Annotated in this window: 24 protein-coding genes; 13 read left to right on the top strand and 11 right to left on the bottom strand. The window is 60.0% G+C overall.

Going from position 1 to position 24,035, the window contains the following annotated elements; all coding sequences use genetic code 11:
• Positions 1-4: 4 nt before the first annotated feature.
• Genes rsmB through def form a run of 3 tightly spaced genes read right to left on the bottom strand, consistent with a single transcriptional unit; the run spans position 5 to position 2,835 of the window.
• Positions 5-1,315: a 16S rRNA (cytosine(967)-C(5))-methyltransferase RsmB gene (rsmB, locus tag ACKLNA_RS27370; protein WP_408987696.1), complete on the bottom strand. Its 1,311-nt coding sequence runs from the start codon at positions 1,313-1,315 to the stop codon at positions 5-7.
• Positions 1,312-2,271 (bottom strand): methionyl-tRNA formyltransferase, encoded by a 960-nt coding sequence (gene fmt / locus ACKLNA_RS27365; RefSeq protein WP_408987695.1) that lies wholly within the window; start codon positions 2,269-2,271, stop codon positions 1,312-1,314. The genes rsmB and fmt overlap by 4 nt, the downstream gene beginning before the upstream one ends.
• Positions 2,272-2,328: 57 nt before the next feature.
• Entirely contained in the window at positions 2,329-2,835 is a 507-nt protein-coding gene (gene def / locus ACKLNA_RS27360; RefSeq protein ID WP_085713083.1) for a peptide deformylase, read from the bottom strand.
• A gap of 169 nt (positions 2,836-3,004) precedes the next feature.
• On the opposite strand from def, the gene ACKLNA_RS27355 reads away from it, so the two are divergent.
• From ACKLNA_RS27355 to ACKLNA_RS27320, 8 genes are all read left to right on the top strand, one after another.
• The gene (locus ACKLNA_RS27355; RefSeq protein WP_408987694.1) at positions 3,005-4,030 is read left to right on the top strand and encodes a LysM peptidoglycan-binding domain-containing protein; all 1,026 of its coding nucleotides are present in this window, start codon (positions 3,005-3,007) and stop codon (positions 4,028-4,030) included.
• Positions 4,031-4,109: 79 nt separating this feature from the next.
• On the top strand, positions 4,110-5,210 hold the full coding sequence (gene dprA, locus ACKLNA_RS27350; protein ID WP_408987693.1) for a DNA-processing protein DprA: 1,101 nt from the start codon (positions 4,110-4,112) through the stop codon (positions 5,208-5,210).
• Positions 5,211-5,264: 54 nt separating this feature from the next.
• Positions 5,265-5,822, top strand: a complete 558-nt coding sequence (locus ACKLNA_RS27345; protein ID WP_265812788.1) for an L-threonylcarbamoyladenylate synthase — start codon at positions 5,265-5,267, stop codon at positions 5,820-5,822.
• A gap of 272 nt (positions 5,823-6,094) precedes the next feature.
• Positions 6,095-6,766 (top strand): hypothetical protein, encoded by a 672-nt coding sequence (locus ACKLNA_RS27340; RefSeq protein WP_408987692.1) that lies wholly within the window; start codon positions 6,095-6,097, stop codon positions 6,764-6,766.
• Positions 6,744-7,478 carry an iron-containing redox enzyme family protein gene (locus ACKLNA_RS27335; RefSeq protein ID WP_408987691.1) on the top strand — a complete coding sequence of 245 codons (735 nt, stop codon included), beginning with the start codon at positions 6,744-6,746 and terminating at the stop codon, positions 7,476-7,478. Before ACKLNA_RS27340 ends, ACKLNA_RS27335 begins: the two co-directional genes overlap by 23 nt.
• 42 nt (positions 7,479-7,520) lie before the next feature.
• On the top strand, positions 7,521-8,615 hold the full coding sequence (locus ACKLNA_RS27330) for a DUF3419 family protein (protein WP_408987690.1): 1,095 nt from the start codon (positions 7,521-7,523) through the stop codon (positions 8,613-8,615).
• Positions 8,612-9,880, top strand: coding sequence for an aminotransferase class I/II-fold pyridoxal phosphate-dependent enzyme (locus ACKLNA_RS27325; RefSeq protein ID WP_408987689.1), 1,269 nt, complete (start codon positions 8,612-8,614; stop codon positions 9,878-9,880). The genes ACKLNA_RS27330 and ACKLNA_RS27325 overlap by 4 nt, the downstream gene beginning before the upstream one ends.
• Entirely contained in the window at positions 9,870-11,168 is a 1,299-nt protein-coding gene (locus tag ACKLNA_RS27320) for a phenylacetate--CoA ligase family protein (RefSeq protein ID WP_408987688.1), read from the top strand. Before ACKLNA_RS27325 ends, ACKLNA_RS27320 begins: the two co-directional genes overlap by 11 nt.
• 23 nt (positions 11,169-11,191) lie before the next feature.
• On the opposite strand, the gene ACKLNA_RS27315 is transcribed toward ACKLNA_RS27320, so the two are convergent.
• Positions 11,192-12,169, bottom strand: a complete 978-nt coding sequence (locus tag ACKLNA_RS27315) for an NADPH:quinone reductase (protein ID WP_408987687.1) — start codon at positions 12,167-12,169, stop codon at positions 11,192-11,194.
• Between the two features lie 152 nt (positions 12,170-12,321).
• On the opposite strand from ACKLNA_RS27315, the gene hemF reads away from it, so the two are divergent.
• On the top strand, positions 12,322-13,236 hold the full coding sequence (hemF, locus tag ACKLNA_RS27310) for an oxygen-dependent coproporphyrinogen oxidase (RefSeq protein ID WP_408987686.1): 915 nt from the start codon (positions 12,322-12,324) through the stop codon (positions 13,234-13,236).
• Between the two features lie 9 nt (positions 13,237-13,245).
• The gene (gene aroE, locus ACKLNA_RS27305) at positions 13,246-14,067 is read left to right on the top strand and encodes a shikimate dehydrogenase (protein ID WP_408987685.1); all 822 of its coding nucleotides are present in this window, start codon (positions 13,246-13,248) and stop codon (positions 14,065-14,067) included.
• Positions 14,068-14,074: 7 nt separating this feature from the next.
• On the opposite strand, the gene ACKLNA_RS27300 is transcribed toward aroE, so the two are convergent.
• The 3 genes from ACKLNA_RS27300 to betC form a co-directional block, all read right to left on the bottom strand.
• Complete coding sequence (locus ACKLNA_RS27300) at positions 14,075-15,643, bottom strand: SulP family inorganic anion transporter (protein ID WP_408987684.1); 1,569 nt, start codon at positions 15,641-15,643, stop codon at positions 14,075-14,077.
• A 102-nt stretch (positions 15,644-15,745) separates the two neighbouring features.
• Entirely contained in the window at positions 15,746-16,663 is a 918-nt protein-coding gene (gene choX, locus ACKLNA_RS27295) for a choline ABC transporter substrate-binding protein (RefSeq protein WP_408987683.1), read from the bottom strand.
• A gap of 16 nt (positions 16,664-16,679) precedes the next feature.
• Entirely contained in the window at positions 16,680-18,194 is a 1,515-nt protein-coding gene (gene betC, locus ACKLNA_RS27290; RefSeq protein ID WP_408987682.1) for a choline-sulfatase, read from the bottom strand.
• Between the two features lie 114 nt (positions 18,195-18,308).
• On the opposite strand from betC, the gene ACKLNA_RS27285 reads away from it, so the two are divergent.
• On the top strand, positions 18,309-19,259 hold the full coding sequence (locus ACKLNA_RS27285; RefSeq protein ID WP_408987681.1) for a choline sulfate utilization transcriptional regulator: 951 nt from the start codon (positions 18,309-18,311) through the stop codon (positions 19,257-19,259).
• On the opposite strand, the gene ACKLNA_RS27280 is transcribed toward ACKLNA_RS27285, so the two are convergent.
• Positions 19,260-19,925 carry an NAD(P)-dependent oxidoreductase gene (locus ACKLNA_RS27280; protein WP_408987680.1) on the bottom strand — a complete coding sequence of 222 codons (666 nt, stop codon included), beginning with the start codon at positions 19,923-19,925 and terminating at the stop codon, positions 19,260-19,262.
• Positions 19,926-20,009: 84 nt separating this feature from the next.
• Between ACKLNA_RS27280 and ACKLNA_RS27275 the strand changes: the two genes are divergently transcribed.
• Positions 20,010-20,336 (top strand): DOPA 4,5-dioxygenase family protein, encoded by a 327-nt coding sequence (locus tag ACKLNA_RS27275; protein WP_408987679.1) that lies wholly within the window; start codon positions 20,010-20,012, stop codon positions 20,334-20,336.
• Here the strand turns inward: ACKLNA_RS27275 and ACKLNA_RS27270 are convergent, their stop codons facing one another.
• From ACKLNA_RS27270 to ACKLNA_RS27260, 3 genes are read right to left on the bottom strand one after another with little or no spacing between them, the layout of a single operon-like run.
• Complete coding sequence (locus tag ACKLNA_RS27270) at positions 20,337-20,738, bottom strand: GFA family protein (protein ID WP_408987678.1); 402 nt, start codon at positions 20,736-20,738, stop codon at positions 20,337-20,339.
• A gap of 17 nt (positions 20,739-20,755) precedes the next feature.
• The gene (locus ACKLNA_RS27265) at positions 20,756-21,235 is read right to left on the bottom strand and encodes a hypothetical protein (RefSeq protein WP_408987677.1); all 480 of its coding nucleotides are present in this window, start codon (positions 21,233-21,235) and stop codon (positions 20,756-20,758) included.
• Positions 21,236-21,258: 23 nt separating this feature from the next.
• Positions 21,259-22,272 (bottom strand): AAA family ATPase, encoded by a 1,014-nt coding sequence (locus tag ACKLNA_RS27260; RefSeq protein WP_408987676.1) that lies wholly within the window; start codon positions 22,270-22,272, stop codon positions 21,259-21,261.
• Between the two features lie 416 nt (positions 22,273-22,688).
• Here ACKLNA_RS27260 and ACKLNA_RS27255 point away from each other — a divergent pair, with 416 nt between their 5' ends.
• Positions 22,689-23,996 carry a CitMHS family transporter gene (locus ACKLNA_RS27255; RefSeq protein ID WP_085713065.1) on the top strand — a complete coding sequence of 436 codons (1,308 nt, stop codon included), beginning with the start codon at positions 22,689-22,691 and terminating at the stop codon, positions 23,994-23,996.
• The last annotated feature ends 39 nt before the right edge of the window (positions 23,997-24,035 follow it).

Below are 24,035 nucleotides of genomic sequence, written 5' to 3'. Positions count from 1 at the left end.
CCGTTTAGCCGCGCGCGGCAGCGATCTTGATCAGCTTGGCGTAGTAGAACCCGTCATGGCCGCCCTGCTGGGCCAGCAACTGGCGACCGTGGGGCTGTTTGATCCCGGCCTGTGTGGCCAGATCCAGTTCCCGGGCGCCCGGCGTGCGCTCCAGGAACGCGCCGATGACTTCGGTGTTCTCGGTCGGCAAGGTCGAGCAGGTGGCGTAGAGCAGGATGCCGCCCACTTCGAGGGTTTTCCACATCGCGTCGAGCAACTCGCCTTGCAGTTGCGCGAGGGCGGCGATGTCGTCGGCCTGACGGGTCAGCTTGATGTCCGGGTGGCGACGGATCACGCCAGTCGCCGAGCACGGCGCGTCGAGCAGGATGCGCTGGAACGGTTTGCCGTCCCACCACGCGGCCGTGTCACGACCGTCGGCGGCGATCAGCTCGGCGCTCAGACCGAGGCGTTCGAGGTTTTCCTTCACCCGCACCAGACGCTTGGCTTCCAGATCCACCGCCACCACGCCGGCCAGCGCCGGTTCGGCTTCGAGGATGTGGCAGGTCTTGCCACCCGGAGCGCAGCAGGCGTCCAGCACTCGCTGGCCCGGCGCGAGGTCGAGCAGGTCGGCGGCCAGTTGCGCGGCTTCGTCCTGCACGCTGATCCAGCCTTCGGTGAAGCCCGGCAGGCTGCGCACGTCGGCGGCAGCGTCGAGGACGATACCGTCGCGGCTGAAGGTGCATGGCTGCGCGGCGATGCCCGCGTCAGTCAGCAAACCGAGGTAGGCGTCGCGGCTGTGATGACGGCGATTGACCCGCAGAATCATCGGCGGATGCGCGTTGTTCGCCTCGCAGATGGCTTCCCATTGCTCAGGCCAGAAGGCCTTGAGGGATTTTTGCAGCCAGCGTGGGTGGGCGGTGCGCACCACCGGATCGCGCTCCAGTTCGGCGAAGATCGACTCATGATCGCGCTGGGCGTTGCGCAGCACGGCGTTGAGCAGACCTTTCGCCCACGGCTTTTTCAGCTTGTCGGCGCAACCGACGGTTTCGCCGATGGCGGCATGCGGTGGGACGCGGGTGTAGAGCAACTGATAGAGACCCACCAGCAACAGCGCCTCGACATCGGCGTCGGCAGCCTTGAACGGCTTCTGCAGCAGTTTCTCCGCCAGCGCCGACAAGCGTGGCTGCCAGCGCGCAGTGCCGAATGCCAGATCCTGAGTGAAACCGCGATCGCGATCCTCGACCTTGTCCAGTTGCGTCGGCAGGGAGCTGTTGAGCGAAGCCTTGCCGCTGAGGACGGCGGCAAGTGCCTTGGCGGCGGCCAGACGCGGGTTCATTGCGCGTCCACCGCTGCGCCCAGCACTGTGCCGGTGGCGAACTTCTCACGGCGGCTGTTGAACAGATCGCTGAAGTTCAGCGCCTTGCCGCCGGGCAATTGCAGGCGGGTCAGACGCAGCGCCTGTTCGCCACAGGCGACGAGCAGGCCGTCCTTGCTGGCGCCGAGAATGGTGCCCGGTGCGCCTTTGCCTTCGGCTAGAGTCGCCGCCAGCACTTTCAGCGCTTCGCCGTTGAGCGTGCTGTGGGTGATCGGCCATGGGTTGAAGGCGCGGACCAGACGTTCCAGCTCGACGGCCGGACGGCTCCAGTCAATGCGCGCTTCGTCCTTGTTCAGTTTGTGCGCATAGGTGGCGAGGTCGTCGTTCTGTACTTCGCCTTCCAGGGTGCCGGCGGCCAGACCGGCAATCGCTTGCACGACGGCTGGCGGGCCCATTTCGGCGAGGCGGTCGTGGAGGCTGCCGCCGGTGTCGTCGGCGCTGATCGGGGTCACGACTTTGAGCAGCATCGGACCGGTGTCCAGGCCTGCTTCCATGCGCATCACGGTCACGCCGCTTTCGGCGTCGCCCGCTTCCACAGCGCGCTGGATCGGCGCCGCACCGCGCCAGCGTGGCAGCAGCGAGGCGTGGCTGTTGATGCAGCCCAGGCGCGGAATATCCAGCACCGCTTGCGGCAGGATCAGGCCGTAGGCGACCACCACCATCAAGTCCGGCTTCAACGCTGCGAGCTCGGCCTGAGCGTCAGCGTTGCGCAGGGTCGGCGGCTGCAACACCTGGATATCATTTTCCAGGGCGAGCTGTTTGACCGGGCTCGGCATCAGTTTTTGCCCACGACCGGCCGGACGATCCGGTTGGGTGTAGACCGCGACGATCTCGTAAGGGCTGTCCAGCAGGGCCTTGAGGTGTTCGGCGGCGAATTCCGGGGTACCGGCAAAAACGATGCGCAGTGGCTCAGTCATGGGGGGAATCTCATAAAAAGAAAAAGGCTTGCCGCAGCAAGCCTTTGGAGAGGGGCATCAAGCGTTCTGGCGGTGCTGCTTTTCCAGTTTCTTCTTGATCCGGTCGCGTTTGAGCGTGGACAGGTAATCGACGAACAACTTGCCGTTGAGGTGGTCGCATTCGTGCTGGATGCACACGGCGAGCAGGCCTTCGGCGATCAGTTCGTAAGGCTGGCCGTCACGGTCCAGAGCCTTGATCTTGACCTTCTGCGGGCGGTCGACGTTTTCGTAGAAACCCGGCACCGAGAGGCAGCCTTCCTGGTATTGCTCCATTTCGTCGGTCAGCGGTTCGAACTCGGGGTTGATGAACACCCGGGGTTCGGTGCGGTCTTCGGAAAGGTCCATCACGACGATACGTTTGTGCACGTTGACCTGGGTCGCGGCGAGGCCGATGCCCGGCGCTTCATACATTGTTTCAAACATGTCATCGACCAGCTGACGCACTTCGTCGTCCACTACAGCCACAGGTTTGGCGATAGTGCGCAGACGCGGGTCCGGAAATTCGAGGATGTTCAAAATGGCCATAAGCTTGATTGCTGCACGTGTGAGGTAAAGTCGGGCGATGGCCTGGCGGGTCCGAAGATGCAGGCTACCGTTGTGAAACGTAGCTCCTTGCTTTTCAGCATAGAGCAGAGAGCGAGCCACGGGGGCTCTGGCGTTTCACGCGAACGCACATGATAAAGGGATTCACCGCATGAGGAAATCACTACTCGCCCTGCTGTTTCTGGCCTCGGCCGGCACCGCGCACGGGCAAGTGCAACTCAAGGAAGGTTTTCCACAGCAGTACACGGTGGTTTCGGGGGATACACTCTGGGACATCTCCGGAAAGTACCTGCGCGAACCCTGGCAGTGGCCGCAGTTGTGGCGGGCCAATCCGCAGATCGAAAACCCCAACCTGATCTATCCGGGCGACACCCTGACGCTCAGTTACGTCAACGGCCAGCCACGCCTGACCCTCAATCGCGGGGCGTCGCGCGGCACGATCAAGCTGTCGCCACGGATCCGCAGCAGCCCGGTCGCCGAGGCGATCCCGAGCATTCCGCTGAAATCCATCAACAGCTTTCTGCTGAGCAACCGCATCGTCGACAAGGTCGAGGACTTCGACAAGGCGCCTTACATCGTCGCCGGTGATGCCGAGCGGGTGCTCAGCGGCACCGGCGACCGGATTTTCGCCCGCGGGCATTTCGATCCGAACCAGCCGGTCTACGGCATCTTCCGCCAGGGCAAGGTCTACACCGATCCGCAGAGCAAGGAGTTTCTGGGGATCAACGCCGATGACATCGGCGGCGGTGAAATCGTCGCCACCGAGGGCGACGTCGCCACCCTCGCCCTGCAACGCACGACCCAGGAAGTGCGCCTCGGCGACCGTCTGTTCAGCGGCGAAGAGCGTTCGATCAATTCGACCTTCATGCCCAGCGCGCCCACCAATGACATCAACGGCCTGATCATCGATGTGCCACGGGGCGTGACGCAGATCGGCGCAATGGACGTAGTGACCCTGAACAAGGGCAAGCGCGACGGTCTGGCCGAAGGCAACGTGCTGGTGGTGATGAAAACCGGGGAAACCGTGCGTGACCGGATCACCGGAAAACCACTGAAGATCCCTGATGAACGCGCCGGATTGCTGATGGTGTTCCGCACCTACGACAAGCTCAGCTACGGCCTGGTGCTGAACGCATCGCGCTCGCTGGCGGTGCTCGACAAGGTGCGAAATCCTTAGCTGGCTTCACAAGTTACCAACAGAGTTATCCACAGCTTGTTCCGAAAGGTTCGGGGCTTATAACGATCAAGGATGATCCATGATGATGCCTGTCTGTACGCCGGTTTCCCCAGCGGAACTGGAAGCACGCTTGCGGCTGCACCGCTTGCCGGAAATCGGCCCGAAACGTTTTGCCCGATTGCTCGAAGCGTTCGGCTCCGCCTCCAAAGCCATCAGTGCGCCGGCCAGTGCCTGGCATTCACTGGGGTTGCCGGTGGCAAGTGCCGAAGCGCGCCGTTGTCCTGAAGTACGCGACGGCGCGAGCCGCGCATTGGCCTGGCTAGAGCGCCCGGGCCAGCATTTGCTGATGTGGGACCAGCCGGATTACCCGGCCTTGCTGGCGCAGATTGCCGACCCGCCACCGCTGCTGTTTGTTGCCGGTGACCCGCTGATCCTGGAAAAACCGCAACTGGCGATGGTCGGCAGTCGCCGCGCCTCACGGCCGGGAATGGACACCGCCACGGCGTTTGCCCGCAGCCTGGCCGGGGCCGGTTTCGTCATCACCAGTGGCCTGGCGCTGGGCATCGATGCGGCTGTGCATCAGGCCGCGCTCGACGTCGGCGGGCAAACCGTCGGCGTGCTGGGCACCGGTCTGGAAAAATTTTATCCACAGCGCAACCGGCGGCTGGCGGACACGATGATTGCTTCGGGCAGTGCGGTAATTTCGGAGTTTCCACTGGACGCCGGACCGACGGCGAGCAACTTCCCCAGGCGTAACCGGATCATCAGCGGTTTGTCCCTCGGCGTACTGGTGGTCGAGGCCAGCGTGGCCAGCGGCTCGTTGATCACCGCTCGACTGGCGGCGGAACAGGGGCGCGAGGTGTACGCGATTCCGGGCTCGATCCACCACCCCGGCGCGCGCGGTTGCCATCAACTGATCCGCGATGGCGCGGTGCTGGTGGAAACCATCGAACATATTCTCGAAGCCTTGCGCGGCTGGCAGCACCTGTCGGTGTCCGCGACTGCACCGAGTACCGATAACCCGTTGTTGCGGCTGTTGCACGCCGCACCCCATACCAGCGAGGGGTTGGCCGACAGCAGTGGCTGGGCGTTGCCCAAAGTACTGGCGGCATTGACCGAGCTGGAGATGGAGGGCCGCGCCGTATGCGAAAACGGTCGCTGGTTTGCGCGGGTAAGCTAGGTTTTACATTGAAGATCGGTAAACTGCGCGAAACCTGTTTGCGGAGAGTTTTTCATGGTCAACAGTTGGCGTGTGCAACAAGCCGCACGAGAGATTCGCGCCGGGGCGGTGATTGCCTATCCAACCGAAGCCGTCTGGGGGCTGGGGTGCGATCCATGGAATGAAGAAGCGGTGGATCGCCTGTTGGCGATCAAGAACCGTTCGGTGGACAAAGGGTTGATCCTGGTCGCCGACAACATTCGTCAATTCGATTTCCTGTTCGAGGATTTCCCCCAGGACTGGATCGACCGCATGGCCAGTACCTGGCCGGGGCCGAACACCTGGCTGGTGCCGCATCAGAACCTGTTGCCGGAGTGGGTGACCGGGGTGCATGACACCGTGGCGCTGCGGGTCAGCGATCATCCGCAGGTGCGGGACTTGTGCTCGCTGGTGGGGCCGTTGATTTCGACATCGGCCAACCCGCAAGGCCGGCCAGCGGCGAAGACTCGCTTGCGGGTCGAGCAGTATTTCCGTGGTCAGGTCGATCTGGTGCTGGGCGGAATGCTCGGTGGGCGCAAGAACCCGAGCCTGATCCGCGATCTGGCGACCGGCAAGATTGTGCGCCCGGCCTGATATTACCCTTGGTTAATTCTGTGAGTACTCCTCGGCTTTCATGGCGAGGAGTACTACGAGTGCCTGCGATTTTTCCTTCATGTAACTGAAAATACTGACCAGTTTTTCGGTTTGATTTTTTCCTTTCTATGTCAGATGAATCGGTAAGTATTCATTTGTTGTAATTTTTCCGACGTTATTCTCAGAAGCCGCACAGTGGCGGTTTTTCTAAAAACATTCATTATTTCAATGCGCTCAGAAAACTTCGAAAAGTTAACGGCTGCGGAGAAGAAATGGATATCAGGTATTTGCAATTAACGGACTGTCTGCAGGCATTACAGGCGACCTTGAAAAGTCGTTATGAAAGTTATCGTATCGTTATTCTTGAGGCAGGCTCGGATACGCGAGAGTTTGAACAGTTTGTTGGTCGTCATTTTCGACTGCGATTGCAGCACTACATGTTGACGCCCAAAGCCAGATTGTTTGAAACACGCCTGGCAATTGCCTCGCGCAGTACCCACTTTTTGCTGTATCTGCACGACAGACCCATGGCTGTATTGAGAGTCACGCCTGCGCCGTTCGAATGGGCATCACTGACGCAGCAGCATGTTTCTCCCACGGTGGCGCTATCGCGCCATGTCGAGTTCAGCCGCTTGATCAGCCACTCGCAAAATCAGTTCCCGATGTCGGTCAACGGCCTGCTGGCGGCTGCTACGGAATGGGCGATCAGGCACGGTCATGAAGGCGTCACCGCCCTCTGCCGATCACCGCAACGGCGATTCTTCCAGCGCTTCGGCCTGACGCCGATCACTACCGACGCTCTACACATCGAACACCGCAAGCGTGGTGATTACTGGCTGCTTTCAGCTCAATGGCAGCAGATTTTCGCCGCACTTCAACAACCCACCCACCTGCTCGCCAACCCATCGGAGAAACACGTTGATGAATGCGCCCCTCAGTTTTAACCAACAGTTGAGCCTGCTCGATGAGCGAGTAGAAAAGTCATGGACCGATATTCTGGAGAATTCGCGGCTGGTTAAAGCCATTCGCGAAGGTGAAGTTTCCAGAGCGTTATATGCGATCTACATGATCGAAACCTTTCACTACACGGCACACAATGCGCGAAATCAAGGGTTGGTGGGTGTGCGACATGCAGATAATCCGGTGTATGCAAAGTTCTGTTTTGAACATGCGGCACAGGAAGTCGGTCATGAAAAGATGGCATTGCACGATGTCATGAGCCTTGGTCTGAAGCATGAAGTGTTCGATATTCCATCTGCACTTCCAGAGACTGAAGTGTTGATTGCCTATTTATACTGGATTTCCTTTACCGGTAATCCGCTACAGCGGCTTGGTTATAGTTATTGGGCAGAAAATGCCTACCAGTTCATTACGCCACTTATCAACCGTCTGAGTGAAACGCTGGAGCTGAAACCGGCTCAGCTGACGTTCTTCGTTGCACATTCCGACATCGATATCGAGCACTTCAACGAAATCAAACTCATGCTGCAGCGCACCTGCAAGCGTCAGGACGATTGGGATGCCATTGCCACCGTCATGGAAACCAGCCTGCGCCTGACCGGCAACATGCTTGAGGCCGTTTATGAGCGATACGAGGCCTGGCAAAACGGGCTGGCGCCCCGCTATGACTTTCTCCACGCCCTGGACAGCCAATGAAGATCTCGTGCCCATGTTCACATCAGGTGGCTGGAGGCAGGCATGGCTGACTATTTCGACCAGCTCAACTACACGCTGGGGGATGAAGACACCGCGCTTGAGTACGCGATCCTGCCCACGCATGCCCGACACGTACTGGGTATTGCCGGATGCGGCGGTCGCCTGTTGCCGCTGCTGGCCGCAAACCCGTTACGCATGACCTGTAGCGACATCAGTGCGCCGCAACTGGCGTTTACCCGGTTGCGTCTGGCGTTGCTGGAACAGACCGATCACGAGTCGTTCATGGAGTTCATGGGCTATCGGATGGAAAGTCTCAGAGCACGGCGCCGATCCATTTTTCAGCAATTGATTTTGCCGCCCGCGGATCGTCGCTGGTTGTTCGGGTTATTCCAGTCCAGGCAATGGGACGCGCCGATTTACATGGGCGCATTCGAGCAGACTCTGAAGCGGCTGGCGAAGATCACCGGACTGTTTACCGGCAAGGCGGGCCGGGGCATTTTTCAGTACGGCTGCCTTGAAGAACAAACGGAATATTACCGAAAGCGCTTTCCGCTCAAGCGCTGGAAGGCGGTGATCGCTTTGCTGGGCAACGCAGCAGTACTCAATTCGCTGTTGTACAAAGGCTCGTTTCCCCCCAACAACCTCGGTATCAGTTCTCGCGCGGCCTACCTGGATATTTTCCACAGGCTGTTCACCTCTCAGGTGGTCCGGGAGAGTTTTTTCCTGCAAATGCTGTTTTTCGGAGAGTTGCGCTATCCACAAGGCTTCCCGCTGGAGTGCGATCCGCAGATTTTCCAGCGTGCCCGTGAGGGGCTTAAGCAATGTGAATTACGCGTTGTGCAGGCTGACATCCTCGACTGCGTTGACGGGGAAACAGGCATCGATTTCGTATCACTGTCGGACGTGCCTTCCTTCATGCCCGAAACGGCTGGTGCCCATGTTCTCCAGAGCCTGGCCCCGGCGCTGGCAGAAAACGCGCGGGTGGTCATGCGTGGCCATTTGCATGTGGTTCAACCCGATTGTGCAGGTTTCTGCGATATCACCCATCAGTACCAGGCAGAAATCGCACGAGAAAAAACCCAGCTCTGGCGTGTGCAGGTCTATCGCCGGACAGCCGCTATGCAGGTATCCCGATGAACACCTTTCAACCGACCGTCAATTGGGTCAAAAACCGTGTCCGGCAATCTCGTGATGATCAACAGCAGTTATTCGATGCCGGGCTGAACGGTCTGAAACTGGTCAAGCGTGAAGGCAAGGAGATCGAACTCGACAGCGGCGAACGGCTGACGGAGTTTCTCTCATGTTCTTACCTGGGGCTGGAGTGTGATCCACGCTTGATTCACGGAGCCGTGAGCGCCGCCGAAGCCTTCGGCGTGCAGTTCGCTGCCGCGCGAACCCGAGCCCTGCTGCCTCCCATGCGTGAGCTGGATGAACAACTGAGCCGGATATTTCAGGGGCATACGGTTACCTTCAACTCGGTGGGCAGTGCGCATCTCGGCTGCCTGCCGCTGCTCGGTTCCGGTGAGATGCCCTCCTACCCCTTGAGGCGTGGTCCCTTCTGGATTGTTGACCGCGCGGCGCATGCCTCGATGCAGGTGCTGCAGGGCATTCTCTGGCAGTTTGGGCCGGTAAAACGCTGCGATTGCAGTGATGTGGAGCAAGTGGAGGAGGCGTGTCTGGCGGCGGTCGCAGCGGGTAACACGCCCGTCATCCTGACCGACAGCATTGGCTCGATGCGCGGTGTGTATCCGGTCAACCGCCTGTTGCAGCTGGCGGAGCGTTTTGACGGTTATCTTTATGCGGATGATGCCCACGGCACTTCGATCCATGGAGTGGCAGGGGGTGGGTATGCATTGGCCGCTGCTGAAGAACGGTTGCGCGGTCGGCTGATCCTTCTGTCGTCGCTGTCCAAGGCATTCGGTGCAACCGGTGGCGCGATCACCGTGCGTTCGGCGGCGGATGCCGAGCTGATACGCAGCCACGCCTCGACCTATACGTTTGGCGGCCCCCTTTCCATGGCTGGAGTGGGCGCGGCGGTCGTCTCCGGGAATATCCACCTGTCGCCGGAGCTGGGTCGATTGCAGGCTGACCTGTGGCGAAATATCGCCGTGATCGACGGTCTGCTTGGGCCGGTGCTGGGCAATCATCAGGTCGAGTCCCCCATTCGTTTCGTCCGTGTCGGGGCCGAGAGAGATGCGATCTGTCTGGCGCAGCATTTGCGTCGGCAGGGCATGGCGGTCACTACCGCACTGTTTCCGGTAGTGGCCAAGGGCGAGGCGATTTTGCGTCTGGCCATCAGCGCGAGCCACAGTCAGCGCCAGTTGGAATCTCTGGCGAGTGCCGTCCGTAGCGGATTCGACGAGTTGGGCATTCGTCAGGGAGGATGGGCTAATGAGCAATGATCCACTGATGGATTTATCAGCCGAGGCGCTTGCACAAAAATTGGCTCACGCGCGTTCTCTGCCGTGGTTCCGTGCGCTGTATCCCCGGATTCTGGAGGTGCAGACATCGGCTGATCTGCATCGACTGCCGGTTCTGGCAGTGGAAGACGAGTTCGGCGGTGGGCTGTTTTCCGCACTCGGCGATGCGTCGCACCGAGCGCCAGGTGGCGGACTGACCCTGACCTCGGGAGGGAGCACCGGCAATCGCAAACAGATCACCCATTCCTGGGCGTTCAACGCCGCGATCGTGCCTCTGGGGGCACGGATGTTTGATGTGGCGGACGAGCATCCGGAGGTGGTCATCAACTGCCTGACGGCCGGTGAAATGCAGGGTGCTTTTCATTACGCGACAGCCATTGTCCAGCACATTGGCGCACGCTTGTTGCCCGCCGGCTCACAGATGGGTGTTCAGCGCATTGCCGAGCTGATTCAGTCGCACGCGGCCGATGCGCTGATGTGCACCCCTTCTTTCGCCGCTGCGTTGTTCAATCATGAAAACGTTGGTTCAGAACAGTTGGGCAGTCTGAGGTGGCTTTACTACATTGGAGAACCCTGCAGTAAAACGCTGCGCAACCAATTGGCCCGGGATTGGCCGAAGCTGAAAATTCGCTCGTTGGGCTACAGCTCGACGGAAACGGGTCCCATCGGCTTTCAGTGTGCACACCTTGAACACGGTTTTTATCATTTGCATGCCGACGCGATGCTGGTCGAAGTGATTGATCCCCTGACCCTGCAAGCCGTGGCAGAAGGAGAGACCGGTGAGTTTCTGCTGACGCCCCTGCTGCCCGATCATGCGCCGCTGTTTCGCTACAGGATCGGGGATCGTGGGCGAATCCTGCGCACGGTGACGAATTGTGCCTGTGGCAGCTCCATGCCGGTTCTGGCCCTTGAGGGACGGGTCGAAACATCGATCAAACTGGGTGGGGCGATCATCACTCAGTCAAAGGTATTGCACGTACTTCGGCAGCTCTTGCCTGAATTGGACACTGCAGATATCCAGGTGCAGATCGATCGACAGCCCGGTGGAGCGCACATGTGTCTGGTTATCGCCGAGGACAGACTGACTGCCGTCGCGCAAACCTTCCTCGAACGTGCGTTGCAGGTCGAAGGGCAAGCGAGCGCATTGCTCAGTCTGCCCGGTGTATTGGGGCTGGAGGTGAAGCGTCTTGCCCGTCAGGCATTTGAAACGACCTTGACCGGCAAGACACCGTTTTTTGCTGAGTTACCACAGACTCCGACCAAGTCATGACGATTGGCCGGAGAGATCTGCCGTCAGGGCAGCAGAACGGTGGAGCCAGTGGTGCGTCGCGCCGACAACTCGGTCTGCGCCTTCGCCGCATCAGCCAGTGCGTAACGCTGGCTGATATCCACTTTCAGCTTGCCGCTGTTGATCATCCCGAACAGCTCATCGGCCATGCGTTGCAGGTTTTCGGCGTTGTTGGCGTAGGTCGCGAGCGTTGGCCGGGTGACGTACAGCGAGCCTTTCGCCGCCAGAATCCCCAGGTTCACTCCGTCCACTGCGCCCGAGGCGTTGCCGAAGCTCACCAGCAGACCGCGAGGCGCCACGCTGTCCAACGACGCCGGCCAGGTGTCCTTGCCGACGCCGTCGTACACCACCGGGACTTTTTTCCCGTCGGTCAACTCCAGCACCCGCTGGGCGACGTTTTCGTGACTGTAATCGATGGTTTCCCAGGCGCCGTGGGCCTTGGCCAGTTCGGCTTTCGCTTGCGAGCTGACGGTGCCGATCAGCTTCACTCCCAGCGCTTTCGCCCATTGGCAGGCCAGCAAACCGACGCCGCCGGCCGCCGCGTGGAACAGAATGGTTTCGCCGCCCTTGAGTTCATAGGTCTGGCGCAGCAGGTACTGTACGGTCAGGCCCTTGAGCATCACGCCGGCCGCGGTTTCGAAGGTGATGGCGTCCGGCAGGTGCACCAGATTCGCTTCCGGCAGGACGTGGACGTCGCTGTACGCGCCCAACGGGCCGCTGCCATAGGCCACGCGGTCACCGACCTTGAACCGGGTGACGGCGCTGCCCACCGCCTCGACGATGCCCGCGCCTTCCGCTCCCACTCCCGACGGCAATGCCGGTGGCGCGTAGAGACCGCTGCGGTAGTAGGTGTCGATGAAGTTCAGGCCGATGGCCTTGTTGCTCACGCGAACCTGCTGCGGGCCGGGTTCGGCGGGCTGGTAGTCAACGTATTCGAGCACTTCGGGGCCGCCATGGGCGCGGAACTGGATTCGCTTGGCCATCTGCCTACTCCTTGGTTCGTTCGCAAAGGCCCCTATCGAACTCCCCTGCTTGATCTTCGTCAACTGCGGCGTGCCGGCCTGCGATGGTATGCTACGCGCCCATTTGCGCCGCCCCCTTGCCCACGGGGCGATGCCCGATCCAAGGTGATGCCATGACGACCCGCACCGACGCCGTAAAGGCCTATCTGCTCGACCTGCAAGACCGCATCTGCGCGGCGCTGGAATCCGAAGACGGCGGCACGCGCTTCGTCGAAGACGCCTGGACCCGTGCGGCCGGCGGTGGCGGTCGCACCCGGGTGATCGAGAACGGCGCGGTGATCGAAAAGGGCGGCGTCAACTTTTCCCACGTCTTCGGCAGTGGCCTGCCACCGTCCGCCAGTGCCCATCGGCCGGAACTGGCCGGGCGTGGTTTTGAAGCCCTTGGCGTGTCGCTGGTCATCCACCCGCACAACCCGCATGTGCCGACGTCCCACGCCAACGTGCGCTTTTTCATTGCCGAGAAGGAGGGCGAGGAGCCGGTCTGGTGGTTCGGCGGCGGTTTCGACCTGACGCCGTACTACGGCAACGAAGAAGACTGCATCCACTGGCACCGCGTCGCCGAGCAGGCCTGCGCACCGTTCGGCCCGGACGTCTATCCGCGCTACAAGGCCTGGTGCGACACCTATTTCCATATCAAGCACCGCCATGAACCACGTGGCATCGGCGGCCTGTTCTTCGATGACCTGAACGAATGGGACTTCGATACCAGCTTCGCCTTCATGCGCGCCATCGGTGATGCATACATCGACGCTTACCTGCCGATCGTGCAGCGCCGCAAGAACGACGCGTTCACCGCCAAGCAGCGCGAGTTCCAGGAGTTCCGTCGCGGCCGCTACGTCGAGTTCAACCTGGTCTACGACCGTGGCACCCTGTTCGGCCTGCAGTCGGGCGGGCGAACCGAGTCGATCCTGATGTCGCTGCCGCCGCAAGTGCACTGGGCCTACGACTGGAAAGCCGAGCCGGGTAGCGAAGAAGCACGCCTGACCGAATACTTCCTGCAAGATCGCGACTGGCTGGCCCAGGCCTGAGGATTTCCGATGGATCGTTACGTCGTTTTCGGTAACCCGATCGGCCACAGCAAGTCGCCGATGATTCACAAACTGTTCGCCGATCAGACCGGACAGAGCCTCGACTACAGCACCCTGCTGGCACCGCTCGACGATTTTTCCGGCTGCGCCACGGCGTTTTTCCAGGAAGGTCGCGGTGCCAACGTGACCGTGCCCTTCAAGGAAGACGCCTACCGCCTGGCCAACAGTCTGACCGCCCGTGCTCAACGTGCGGGTGCGGTGAACACCTTGAGCAAACTCGCCGACGGCACCTTGCTCGGGGATAACACCGATGGCGCCGGGCTGGTGCGCGATCTGACGGTCAACGCCGAATTCAGCCTTACCGGCAAACGCATTCTGCTGCTCGGCGCCGGTGGCGCGGTACGCGGTGCGCTGGAGCCGTTGCTGGCGGAGAAACCGGCGTCGGTGATCATCGCCAATCGCACGGTGGACAAGGCCGAGTTGCTGGCCGAGCTGTTCTGCGACCTCGGGCCGGTGTCGGCCAGCGGTTACGACTGGTTGCGCGAGCCGGTGGACGTGATCATCAACGCCACCTCCGCCAGTCTCACCGGTGATGTGCCGCCGATTGCAGAAAGCCTGATCGAGCCGGGACAGACCCTGTGCTACGACATGATGTACGGCAAGGAACCCACCGCGTTCTGCCGCTGGGCCAGCGAGCACGGCGCGGGTGTGGTGATGGACGGATTGGGCATGCTGGCGGAGCAGGCGGCGGAAGCCTTTTTCCTGTGGCGTGGCGTACGTCCCGACACGGCGCCGGTTCTGGCGGAATTGCGTCGACAACTGGCGCTCTAAGGCGCCTTCAGTCCTCGAAGCGGATCGGGCACTTCTCCGGCCCTTCAAGTTTGCGCAACTCCTCCACCACCTGTGGTCGCGCCTGACGCAAGGTCAGGCTGCGATCCTGGCGCAGCAGGCGCCTGGCTTCCTGATGGAGCATTTCCACGCCGGAGTAGTCGATGAAGTTGATCTGCTGCGCCTCGATCACGACCCGCGCACCGTGCATCCGTTGCAGGCGCACTTGCAGGTAGTGGCTGGCGCCGAAAAAGATCGAGCCGCCGACCCGCAGCACATCGTCCTCGCCGTCGCGCCAATGCTGCACTCGCGGCTGCGAAGTGCGCTTGAGATAGAAAAACAGCGACGCCAGCACCCCGGCGTAAATCGCCGTCTGCAATTCCAGCAGCAACGTGGCAACGCAGGTCAGGCCCATCACCACAAACTCGGCCCGGCTGACCCGCAGCAGCGCACGAATGCCGCGATGATCCACCAGTCCCCAGGCGATCAACAGAATGCTGCCGGCCATGGCCGGGATCGGTATGTGCGCAATCAGCCCTGCGCCGAAAATCGCGAACAGCGCCACCCACAACGCCGAAAACACCCCGGCCAGCGGTGAACAGGCCCCGGCCTCATAACTCAGCCCGGAGCGGGTGAACGAACCGGCGGACAACGATCCCGAAAAGAACGCCCCGATGATGTTGGAAAGTCCCTGGGCACGGACTTCCTGATTGGCATCGAGCAATTGCTGGGAGCGCGCAGCAATCGAACGGGCGATCGACAGACTGGTGACCAGTCCGAGCATGCCCACCGCCACGGCACTCGGCAGCAGGCGCAGGACCAGATCCATGTCCAGCGGCAACCCGCTGAACGGCGGCAAGCGCCCGACAAAAGCACTGACCAGGTGAACATGGCCGAACATCGCCGGCCACAGCCACACCACCAGGCTGCCGAGCACCAAGGTCATCAACAGCGTCGGCCAGCGTGGCAGCAATTGTTTGAGCAATACGCCAACCACCACCGTGGCGACGCCAAGGACTAGAGATGGTTTATCCACAGCCCCTAGGTGGCGCAGCAAGTCCATCAGGCTGGCCAGCGCCGTGGCCTTGGCCGGCAGATCCAGCCCCAGCAGGTTCGGCAATTGCCCGATGGCAATCACCACTGCCGCACCGAGTGTGAAACCCAGCACTACCGAATGCGAGACGAAATTCACCAGCGCGCCGAAGCGCAACAGGCCGAGCAAATACTGAAAAATCCCGGCGAGGAACGTCAGCAACAGGATCAGGGTGATGTAGTCCTGTGATGCAGGCACGGCCAGTGGACTGACACTGGCGAACAGGACAATTGAAATCGCCGCGGTCGGCCCGCAGATCAAGTGCCATGACGAACCCCACAGGCAGGCGATCAGCACCGGAATGATCGCGGCATACAGGCCGTACTCGGGCGGAAGTCCGGCGATCAGGGCGTAGGCTATCGACTGCGGCAACGCGAGAATCGCGCCGCTGAGGCCGACGACCAGGTCCCGCCCGACGCTGGCGCGGGTCTGCCGGGGCAGCCAGGTCAGGAAGGGAAACAGTGATCGGCGGCTGGGGAAGGCCATGAATCCTCTCGGGTGAAATTTTGCGCATTGTACGCAGCTCGGGACGCGGAGCGTCCATGGCGGCATTCCCACGCAGAGCGTGGGAATGATCGGCCCGCGCAGTTACAGTTTGGCTTTAACCGCCGGCAACGCATCCTTGCCATCCACCGTCTTCACCCCATCAAGCCACTTATCCAGCACCGCCGGATTCGCCTTGATCCACGCCTTCACCGCATCTGCATTGCTGACCTTCTTGTTCACCACCTCGGCCATGATGCTGTTCTCCATCTCCTGAGTGAACGAAAGATTGGTCAGCAATTTACCCACATTCGGACAGGCCTCGGCGTAGCCCTTGCGCGTCAGGGTGTAGACGCTGCCGGTGTCGCCGAAGTATTTCTCGCCACCCTTGAGGTAATGCATTTTCAGCTGCACGTTCATCGGGTGTGGGGTCCAGCCGAGGAAGGTGACGAATTTCTGTTTCTTCACTGCCCGCGAGACTTCGGCCAGCATCGCCTGTTCGCTGGACTCGATCAGTTTCCACTGGCCCATGTCGAAGTCGTTCTTCTTGATGATCTCTTGCAGCGAGATGTTCGCCGGCGCGCCGGAGCCGATGCCGTAGATCTTGCGATCGAACTTGTCGGCGAATTTGTTCAGGTCGGAAAAGTTATGCACACCCGCGTCCCACACGTAGTCCGGCACGGCCAGGGTGAACTCGGTGCCGTCGAGGTTCTTCGCCAGTTGCGTGACGTCACCGGTGGCCACGAACTTGTCGTAGAACCCCTGCTGCGCCGGCATCCAGTTGCCGAGGAACACGTCGACCTGGCCATCCTTCAAGCCGCCGAAGGTGATCGGCACCGCGAGGGTGTCGATCTTGGCCTTGTAGCCCATGCCGTCCAGCAGAAACCCGGTGATGGCGTTGGTCGCGGCGATGTCGCTCCAGCCGGGATCGGCCATTTTCACCGTGTCGCAGCTCTCGGCGAACGCGGATGCGCTGCCCAGTGCCAGCAGGCTGACCGTCACGACTGTGGATAACTTGACCATGGACTTCCCCTTAACGTTATTGGTTTTGGCAGGGTTGTGGATAACGGGCCTTGCGCTCCAGGTCATCGAGGTCGATGTGGTTGCGCATGTACTGCTGACTGGCGTCCACCAGCGGCTGGTGATCCCAGCTCTTCAGCTTGCCGATGGTCAGCGCCTCGGCAACGAAGCGCCGGCGCCGCTGGCTTTCGAGCACCTCGTGGTGAATCGCCGGAATGTCCCATTTGGCCCGTGCTTCGGCGAGAAAATCGTCGAACAGCTGGCGATGTTGCGGTGATTGGCTGAGTTCTTCCTGCTCCCGTGGATCGTTATCCACATCGAAGAGTAGGCAAGGGTCGGTTTCGCTGTAGATAAATTTGAAGGCGCCACGGCGGATCATCATCAGCGGGCTGACAGTGCCTTCGGCCATGTATTCACCGAACACCTCGTCGTGACCGCCCTGCCCTTGCAGATGCGGCACCAACGAACGGCCGTCCAGCGGCAGATTCGGTTCCAGGTTGCCGCCGGCCAGTTCAACGAAGGTCGGCAGCAGATCGGCGGTGGAGACGGCAGAGCTGACACGGCCCGATTTGAACTGACCGGGTGCACTTATCAACAGGGGCACCCGAGCGGCCATCTCGAACCAGTGCATTTTGTACCAGAGGCCTTTTTCCCCAAGCATGTCGCCGTGGTCGCCGGAGAATACGATGATGGTGTCATCGATCAGCCCGGTATCCTCGAGGGTTTGCAGGAGTTTGCCGACGTTGGCGTCGATATAGCTGCACGCGCCGAAATAGGCCCGGCGCGCATCGCGGATCTTATCCACAGGCAATGGCTTGTCCCACAGGTCGTAGACTTTGAGCAACCGCTGGGAGTGCGGATCGAGCGAATGCTGGTCCGGTGTCGTCGGAAGCGGGATATCCGCATCGTCGTACAAATCCCAGAACGCCTTGGGAATCGTGTACGGATCGTGTGGGTGAGTCATCGACACTGTCAGGCAGAACGGCTGGTCGCCGTCTTCACGAATGTGGTCGAACAGGTATTGCTGCGCCTTGAACACCACCTCTTCGTCGAAGTCGAGCTGGTTGGTGCGCACGCACGGCCCGGCCTGCAGCACCGAAGACATGTTGTGGTACCAGCTCGGCCGGACATCGGGTTCGTCCCAGTTCACCGCCCAGCCATAGTCGGCCGGGTAGATGTCGCTGGTCAGGCGTTCTTCGTAGCCGTGCAGTTGATCCGGCCCGCAGAAGTGCATCTTGCCCGACAGCGCGGTGCGATAGCCGAGACGCCGCAGATAATGGGCGTAGGTGGGAATGTCGGCGGGGAAATCGGCGGCGTTGTCGTAGGCGCCGATCTTGCTCGGCAACTGGCCGCTGACCAGGGTGAAACGCGACGGTGCGCACAGCGGGCTGTTGCAATACGCGGCATCGAACACCACGCCCTGTTCGGCGAGGCGGCTGAGATTCGGCAGCTTGATCGGCGACGGGCCGTAGAACGGCAACATTGGCGCGGCCATTTGATCGGCCATGATGAAGAGAATGTTCTTGCGCTTCATGTGATCGCGGCATTCCATAGTGAATATTTATGCGACATTGCTGCGATCGAGCATGGATTCCACGCAATCTCCGGTAAAGCCCGCGCCGGACAATGACTAGGATAAGCACAGCTTATGTATGAAGCCCTCGGTGATTTGTCGTTGGACCTGCTGCGTGCCTTCGAAGCGGCGGCCCGCCATCGCAGTTTTACCGCTGCAGCGGTGGAACTCGGGACTACCCAACCGGCCATCAGTCAGCAGATCAAGCGGCTGGAGGAACAGCTCGGAACACGGTTGTTCGACCGGATCTACCGAGGTATTGAGCTGACCGAGGTCGGTTCGATACTTTTCGAGCAAGTAACCCTTGGTTTGCAGAATATCGACGCAGGATTGAGCGCGATCAGCGCACAACAGCAACATGAAGTGTTGCAGGTCGCCACCGATTTCGCCTTCGCTGCGTACTGGCTGATGCCGCGCCTGCATCGTTTTCACGAAGCCAATCCGCAGGTCGATGTCAGCCTGGTGACCAGCGAGCGCAATCACAACATGCTTCGGCCGGATATCGACGTTGCCGTGCTGTTCGGCGACGGTCGCTTCAAACAGGGCGAAAGTCACTGGCTGTTCAGCGAAGAAGTGTTTCCGGTGTGCAGTCCGCAATTGCTAAAAGATCGCGTCCGGCCCCTGCCGCCACAGGCGCTGCTGGAGTTTCCGTTGCTGCATCTGCGCGGCGAGAACAGCAGCAACTGGTTCGACTGGAGCGGGCTGTTTCGCGAACTCGGTATCAACACGCCGCCCGCGCCGGGCCAACTGCGTTTCGACAACTACACGCTGCTGATTCAAGCGGCGATTGGTGGTCAGGGCGTGGCGATTGGCTGGCGGCACCTTGTGGATAACTTGCTGGCCCAGGGGTTGTTATGCCGGCCGATTGCCGAGACCACCCTCTCTCGCCTCGGCTATTACGTGGTGCTGCCGCAGCGCAAACGGCGTGGGGCGTTGATCCAGCTGTTTGTCGATTGGTTGATGGCCGAACAGGCCAGCAGCGCGCAGTCGCTGACGGGAATGGATTTGCCTTCGATCGCGGTGTAATCAGCTTTCCGACGCCGCGACAAAACTCACGTGTTCGCCCACATGCAGATTCAACCGCAGCTCATCGGCCATTCCGATGGCCACCCGGTTCAGGCGTTCCAACGGTTCGGCCAGCCCCGGCTCAAGACTGCTGCTGACCTGGCTGAAATGCTCGATAGTCAATCCCGCCACGCCGCGCGGCGCATCGACCAGCGTCCAGCGCAACGGGCTGCCTTGCAGGGCTTCGCGGATTTCCTCGGCGGCGTGGCGTTGCAGGCGATCATCCAGATCCGGCTCGTCCAGCAGCGCGAAATCCCCGACGACAAACAGTCGCGACACATTGGCCGCTTGCAGACCGTCGATCAACGCATCCACCGCCAGCACCTGCTCCACCGGCCCGAGCACCACGGACTTTTCCACATGCTCGCTGCTGAACGGCAGGCCCGGCGCATCGAGCAGGCAGATCACCGCCGAGCTGCCGGCCACACTCTGGTTGACCCGTTCGGCGTCGAACAGATCGCCGCTTTTGGTACGCAGGCCAGGACGCGGCGCCAGTGCGGTCAGGTCGTCGAGGATGGCGATGACTTCGTGCTGGCGCCGCAGCAGTTCAGCCATCAACGCACTGCCCAGGCTACTCATGGCACCATAGAGCACCACTTTCACCACCGGGGTTTCGGCATTTTTCATGGCTGAGGTCCCTTTTGTTTTCCCTTGTATGGCGTGTGACATACGGCCAGCGCCGAGGGTTCGAACCGATTCAGAGGGTTTGCGATGCAGACGATCAAGGGTTACCACGCCCACGTTTATTACGACGCCAGCACCATCGAACAGGCGCGGGCGCTGTGTGAGCAGGCGGCAGCGTTGTTTCCATTGAAGATGGGTCGCGTGCATGAACGTCCGGTCGGCCCGCACCCGGACTGGAGCTGCCAACTGGCCTTTGGCCCGGAGTTGATCGGCGACGTGCTGCCGTGGCTGGCGCTCAATCGCAACGGCTTGGTGGTGTTCCTGCACCCGGACACCGGCGATGACTTGCTCGACCACACCGAGCACGCGATCTGGATGGGCGCGATGCGGTCGCTGGATCTGTCTATTTTTTAATCAGATGGTTTCTTCGGGCTCGCCCGGCAAATGCTCGTCCAGGTGCAGCCAAGGCAACTGGCTGTCAGTCCAGATATGCCGTTCGGCGGCGGCTTGTTCCGGGTGATCCAGCGTGGCGATGGTCAGATCGATGCTCTCGGGGCTGAGCAAGGTCACCAGCGCCAGTTGCGCGCCGCAGTTCGGGCAGAAGAACCGTGCGCAGCTGGTTGACGAGTCATAGCGCGAAGGCGTCCCGGCCAGCCACTGGAAGTTCGCCGCCGGCAACGTGATCCAGGTGGTGACGATGCCGCCGCTGACCTTTCGACAGATCGAACAATGACAGTGGGCGATGTCCTGCAACGTTCCGCTGAACTGATAGCGGATATGTCCGCAGTGACAGCCACCCAAATGCAAAACGGACATGGTGCTTTAACCTCATGTCAGGTGATCAAATTCAGCTCGCGCGCCTTTTCATCGTTGATGACCACTACAGATGTAGGACTCAATCCCATTGTTTTCACCAAGGACGTCATTTCTTTGTTCAAGGATTCCTGTAGCGGGGCAATCCATTCTTTACGGAAATTGCGGATCACCAGAACACACTTTACAGAGCACTTCTCCAAGTCCAGATTCCTGAACTCTAAGGGTAGAAATTCTTCGGTATCTCGATGTCGCTTGAGACAGGCAGCGAACGTCAGTTGTACCGAATTTGTAAACTTCTGTCGGATTTCCTCAACATAGATCGCATGCTCCTTTGGTGCACTTGATTTTGCTTCGATGAACCATGCTGCCTGTGTGTTGTTTGATGAGTCTCGCAAAAGAACAAATTCTGTGGCTTTTAGCCCTTTTCCGAGCTTTTTTAAAAGTGGGCTGGATTCGATCTGGAAACACTTATCCTCAGAATAGGGACCGAAGTTCATTCCTGATTCCTGGATTGAAATACTCATTCCAGCGCCAACTCCACTTCTTCTTCGTAGAGGCGAATTGACTCATCGACGATCGGGTTGTGCGGCATACCTTTCAGTAGGTCATCATCCACCCACTCCCCCGCAATGTTCGACAAAACCGGTATCGACATTTTTTGTTTTTGAGCCGCGAGATAAAGCGCCTTGATGACGAAGTACGAGTGGCTTGCGATAAAAAACTGAATCCCGCTATCAGCAAGTGTCACGATAATGTCGATTAGTTTGGTTATGGCAGTCGGGTGCAGGGCAGACTCTGGCTCATCAATGAACACAACCGAGTCTTTGGTCAGGTATCGATTACCCAGTAAGGTATCGAGAATGGCTATCTTCTTGATGCCTTCCGCTGTTGAACCGATCTGGAACTTTTGGTTTTGCTTTTTGAATTGCCAGCGATTTGTACGAGTGTCGAAAATCACCTTGCCATCAAGCATTTTTTCCAAGCTGGTCCTGGCCTTGACGAAATGTGAGTGGTTGTTGCCCTTTGTAGGCAAGAGACGCAGAGCTTGGGCCAGATCGTAATAGGTGTCGTCGAAGCCGAAGTCCTTATCGACATCGCGACTCTTCAAGATGATGTGTTGAAGAGAGAGCACTTCCTTGGGAGGAAGAAAGATGGAATTACTGAGTCGAGGGACGGCGTGGCTTTCCAGAGACGCGATGTTCTTGGTCGTGTCCTTACCGAAACCGTAACGGAATGCGCGCGTATCTACCTTGACCTTGCAGGAAAGAGGAGTATCCGCGCCTTTTGTTACCAAATCGCCAATCTTTTCTGTCTGGAAGGTCCAATAAAGCTTGTCGGCAAGGATATCGGCGGCTGATCGTTGGTCGTTCCCACGCTGATACCCTTCAACCGTCCGCATCGTGCAATACAGCGCCTTGAGCAAAAAGGTCTTGCCAGCGCTGTTTGCACCGATGATCAGATTCAGGTTTGAGAGCTTGCTCCAGCGAATTTTCTGTAATGGGCCGAAATTGTCTAAATCAACGCTGTTGAGCATTGGTTGGAGCTCCTCTCAAACTTTGCAGTGGTCGCAAGCCTAGCATTGCGAATGCCTTCCATACAGCGGTGGACATGGCCCTTCAAAATCTTCGGAAGGGCCTTACGATCACGTTCCACTGCAGATTCACTTGTTGCAAGAAACTGTCCGAGCCTCTCGTCAGACCTTTCATCCGCGAAAGCTGGCTGAAAGGTTGCCCCATTAGGATCGCCGCCACTACCGGCAACAGACCGGTTGGCCAACGCGTGTGATTGCTCCCGCGTCAGGCCCAATTAACAACAACAATGGTGATTCTGATGTCCTCTGTAGCCCGCCTCCTCGCTCCAACTCCGCCCGTACGTCTCGTGCTTCCCGTTCTGCGCTGATCCCGCCCGATCCGCTCACTTACCTAGCCGCGCTACGCCTGGAGTATTCCCATGCTGACTTTCCTTGGCTTCGCCATGGTCATCACGTTCATGTTCCTGATCATGACCAAGCGCCTGTCTGCGCTGATCGCTCTGATCATCATCCCGATCCTGTTCGCCCTGTTCGGTGGCTTCGCCCCGAAGATCGGCCCGATGATGCTCGAAGGTATTACCAAGCTTGCGCCGACCGGCGTGATGCTGATGTTCGCGATTCTGTATTTCGCCCTGATGATCGATTCCGGCCTGTTCGACCCGGCCGTGCGCAAGATCCTCAAACTGGTCAAGGGCGATCCGCTGAAGGTTTCGGTCGGCACCGCCGTACTGGCGCTCGTCGTTTCCCTCGATGGTGACGGCGCGACCACTTACATGATCTGCGTGGCCGCCATGCTGCCGCTGTACAGCCGCATCGGCATGAGCCCACGGATCATGGCCGGCCTGATCATCCTCGCCGGCGGCGTGATGAACATGACCCCGTGGGGCGGCCCGACTGCCCGTGCCGCCAGTGCGCTGCACGTGGACCCTTCGGACATCTTCGTGCCGATGATCCCGGCCATGGGCGCCGGTGTGATCGCGATCCTGATCATTGCCTACTTCTACGGCAAACGTGAACGTGCGCGTCTGGGTGAGCTGCACCTGATCGGCGACGAAATCGATCACAGCGAAATCAGCGTGTCGCAATTCCCGGATGCCCGTCGTCCGAAGCTGATCTGGTTCAACGGCCTGCTGACCCTGGCGCTGATGTGCACCCTGATCGCCGGCCTGCTGCCGCTGCCGGTGCTGTTCATGGTGGCGTTCAGTATTGCCATGATCGTCAACTACCCTTGCCTGCAAATGCAGAAGGATCGCGTCGCGGCTCACGCCGGCAGCGTGCTGTCGGTGGTCAGTCTGATCTTCGCGGCGGGCATCTTCACCGGTATCCTGTCGGGCACCGGCATGGTCGATGCCATGTCGAAAAGCCTGCTGGCGGTGATCCCTGATTTCCTCGGCCCGTATTTGGCGGTAATTACCGCGCTGGTGAGCATGCCGTTCACGTTCTTCATGTCGAACGACGCGTTCTACTACGGTGTGCTGCCGGTGCTGTCGGAAGCGGCCAGCCATTACGGCATCACCGCCGTGGAAATGGCCCGCGCCTCGATCGTCGGTCAGCCGGTTCACCTGCTGAGCCCGTTGGTGCCGTCGACGTATCTGCTGGTGGCACTGGCCGGGATCGAGTTCGGCGATCACCAGCGTTTCACCCTGAAGTGGGCAGTGCTGGTCTGCCTGTGCATACTGGCCGCCGCACTGTTGTTGGGGACTTTCCCGCTGTTCAGCACTTTGTAACGGCATCAACTCACCAGAGCGCCAGCTGCTTGCTGGCGT

Origin of the sequence: Pseudomonas sp. UV AK001 (assembly GCF_046097675.1) — a bacterium.
GTDB classification, from domain to species: Bacteria; Pseudomonadota; Gammaproteobacteria; order Pseudomonadales; family Pseudomonadaceae; genus Aquipseudomonas; species Aquipseudomonas kribbensis.
This window is presented reverse-complemented; position numbering and strand designations above follow the sequence as displayed.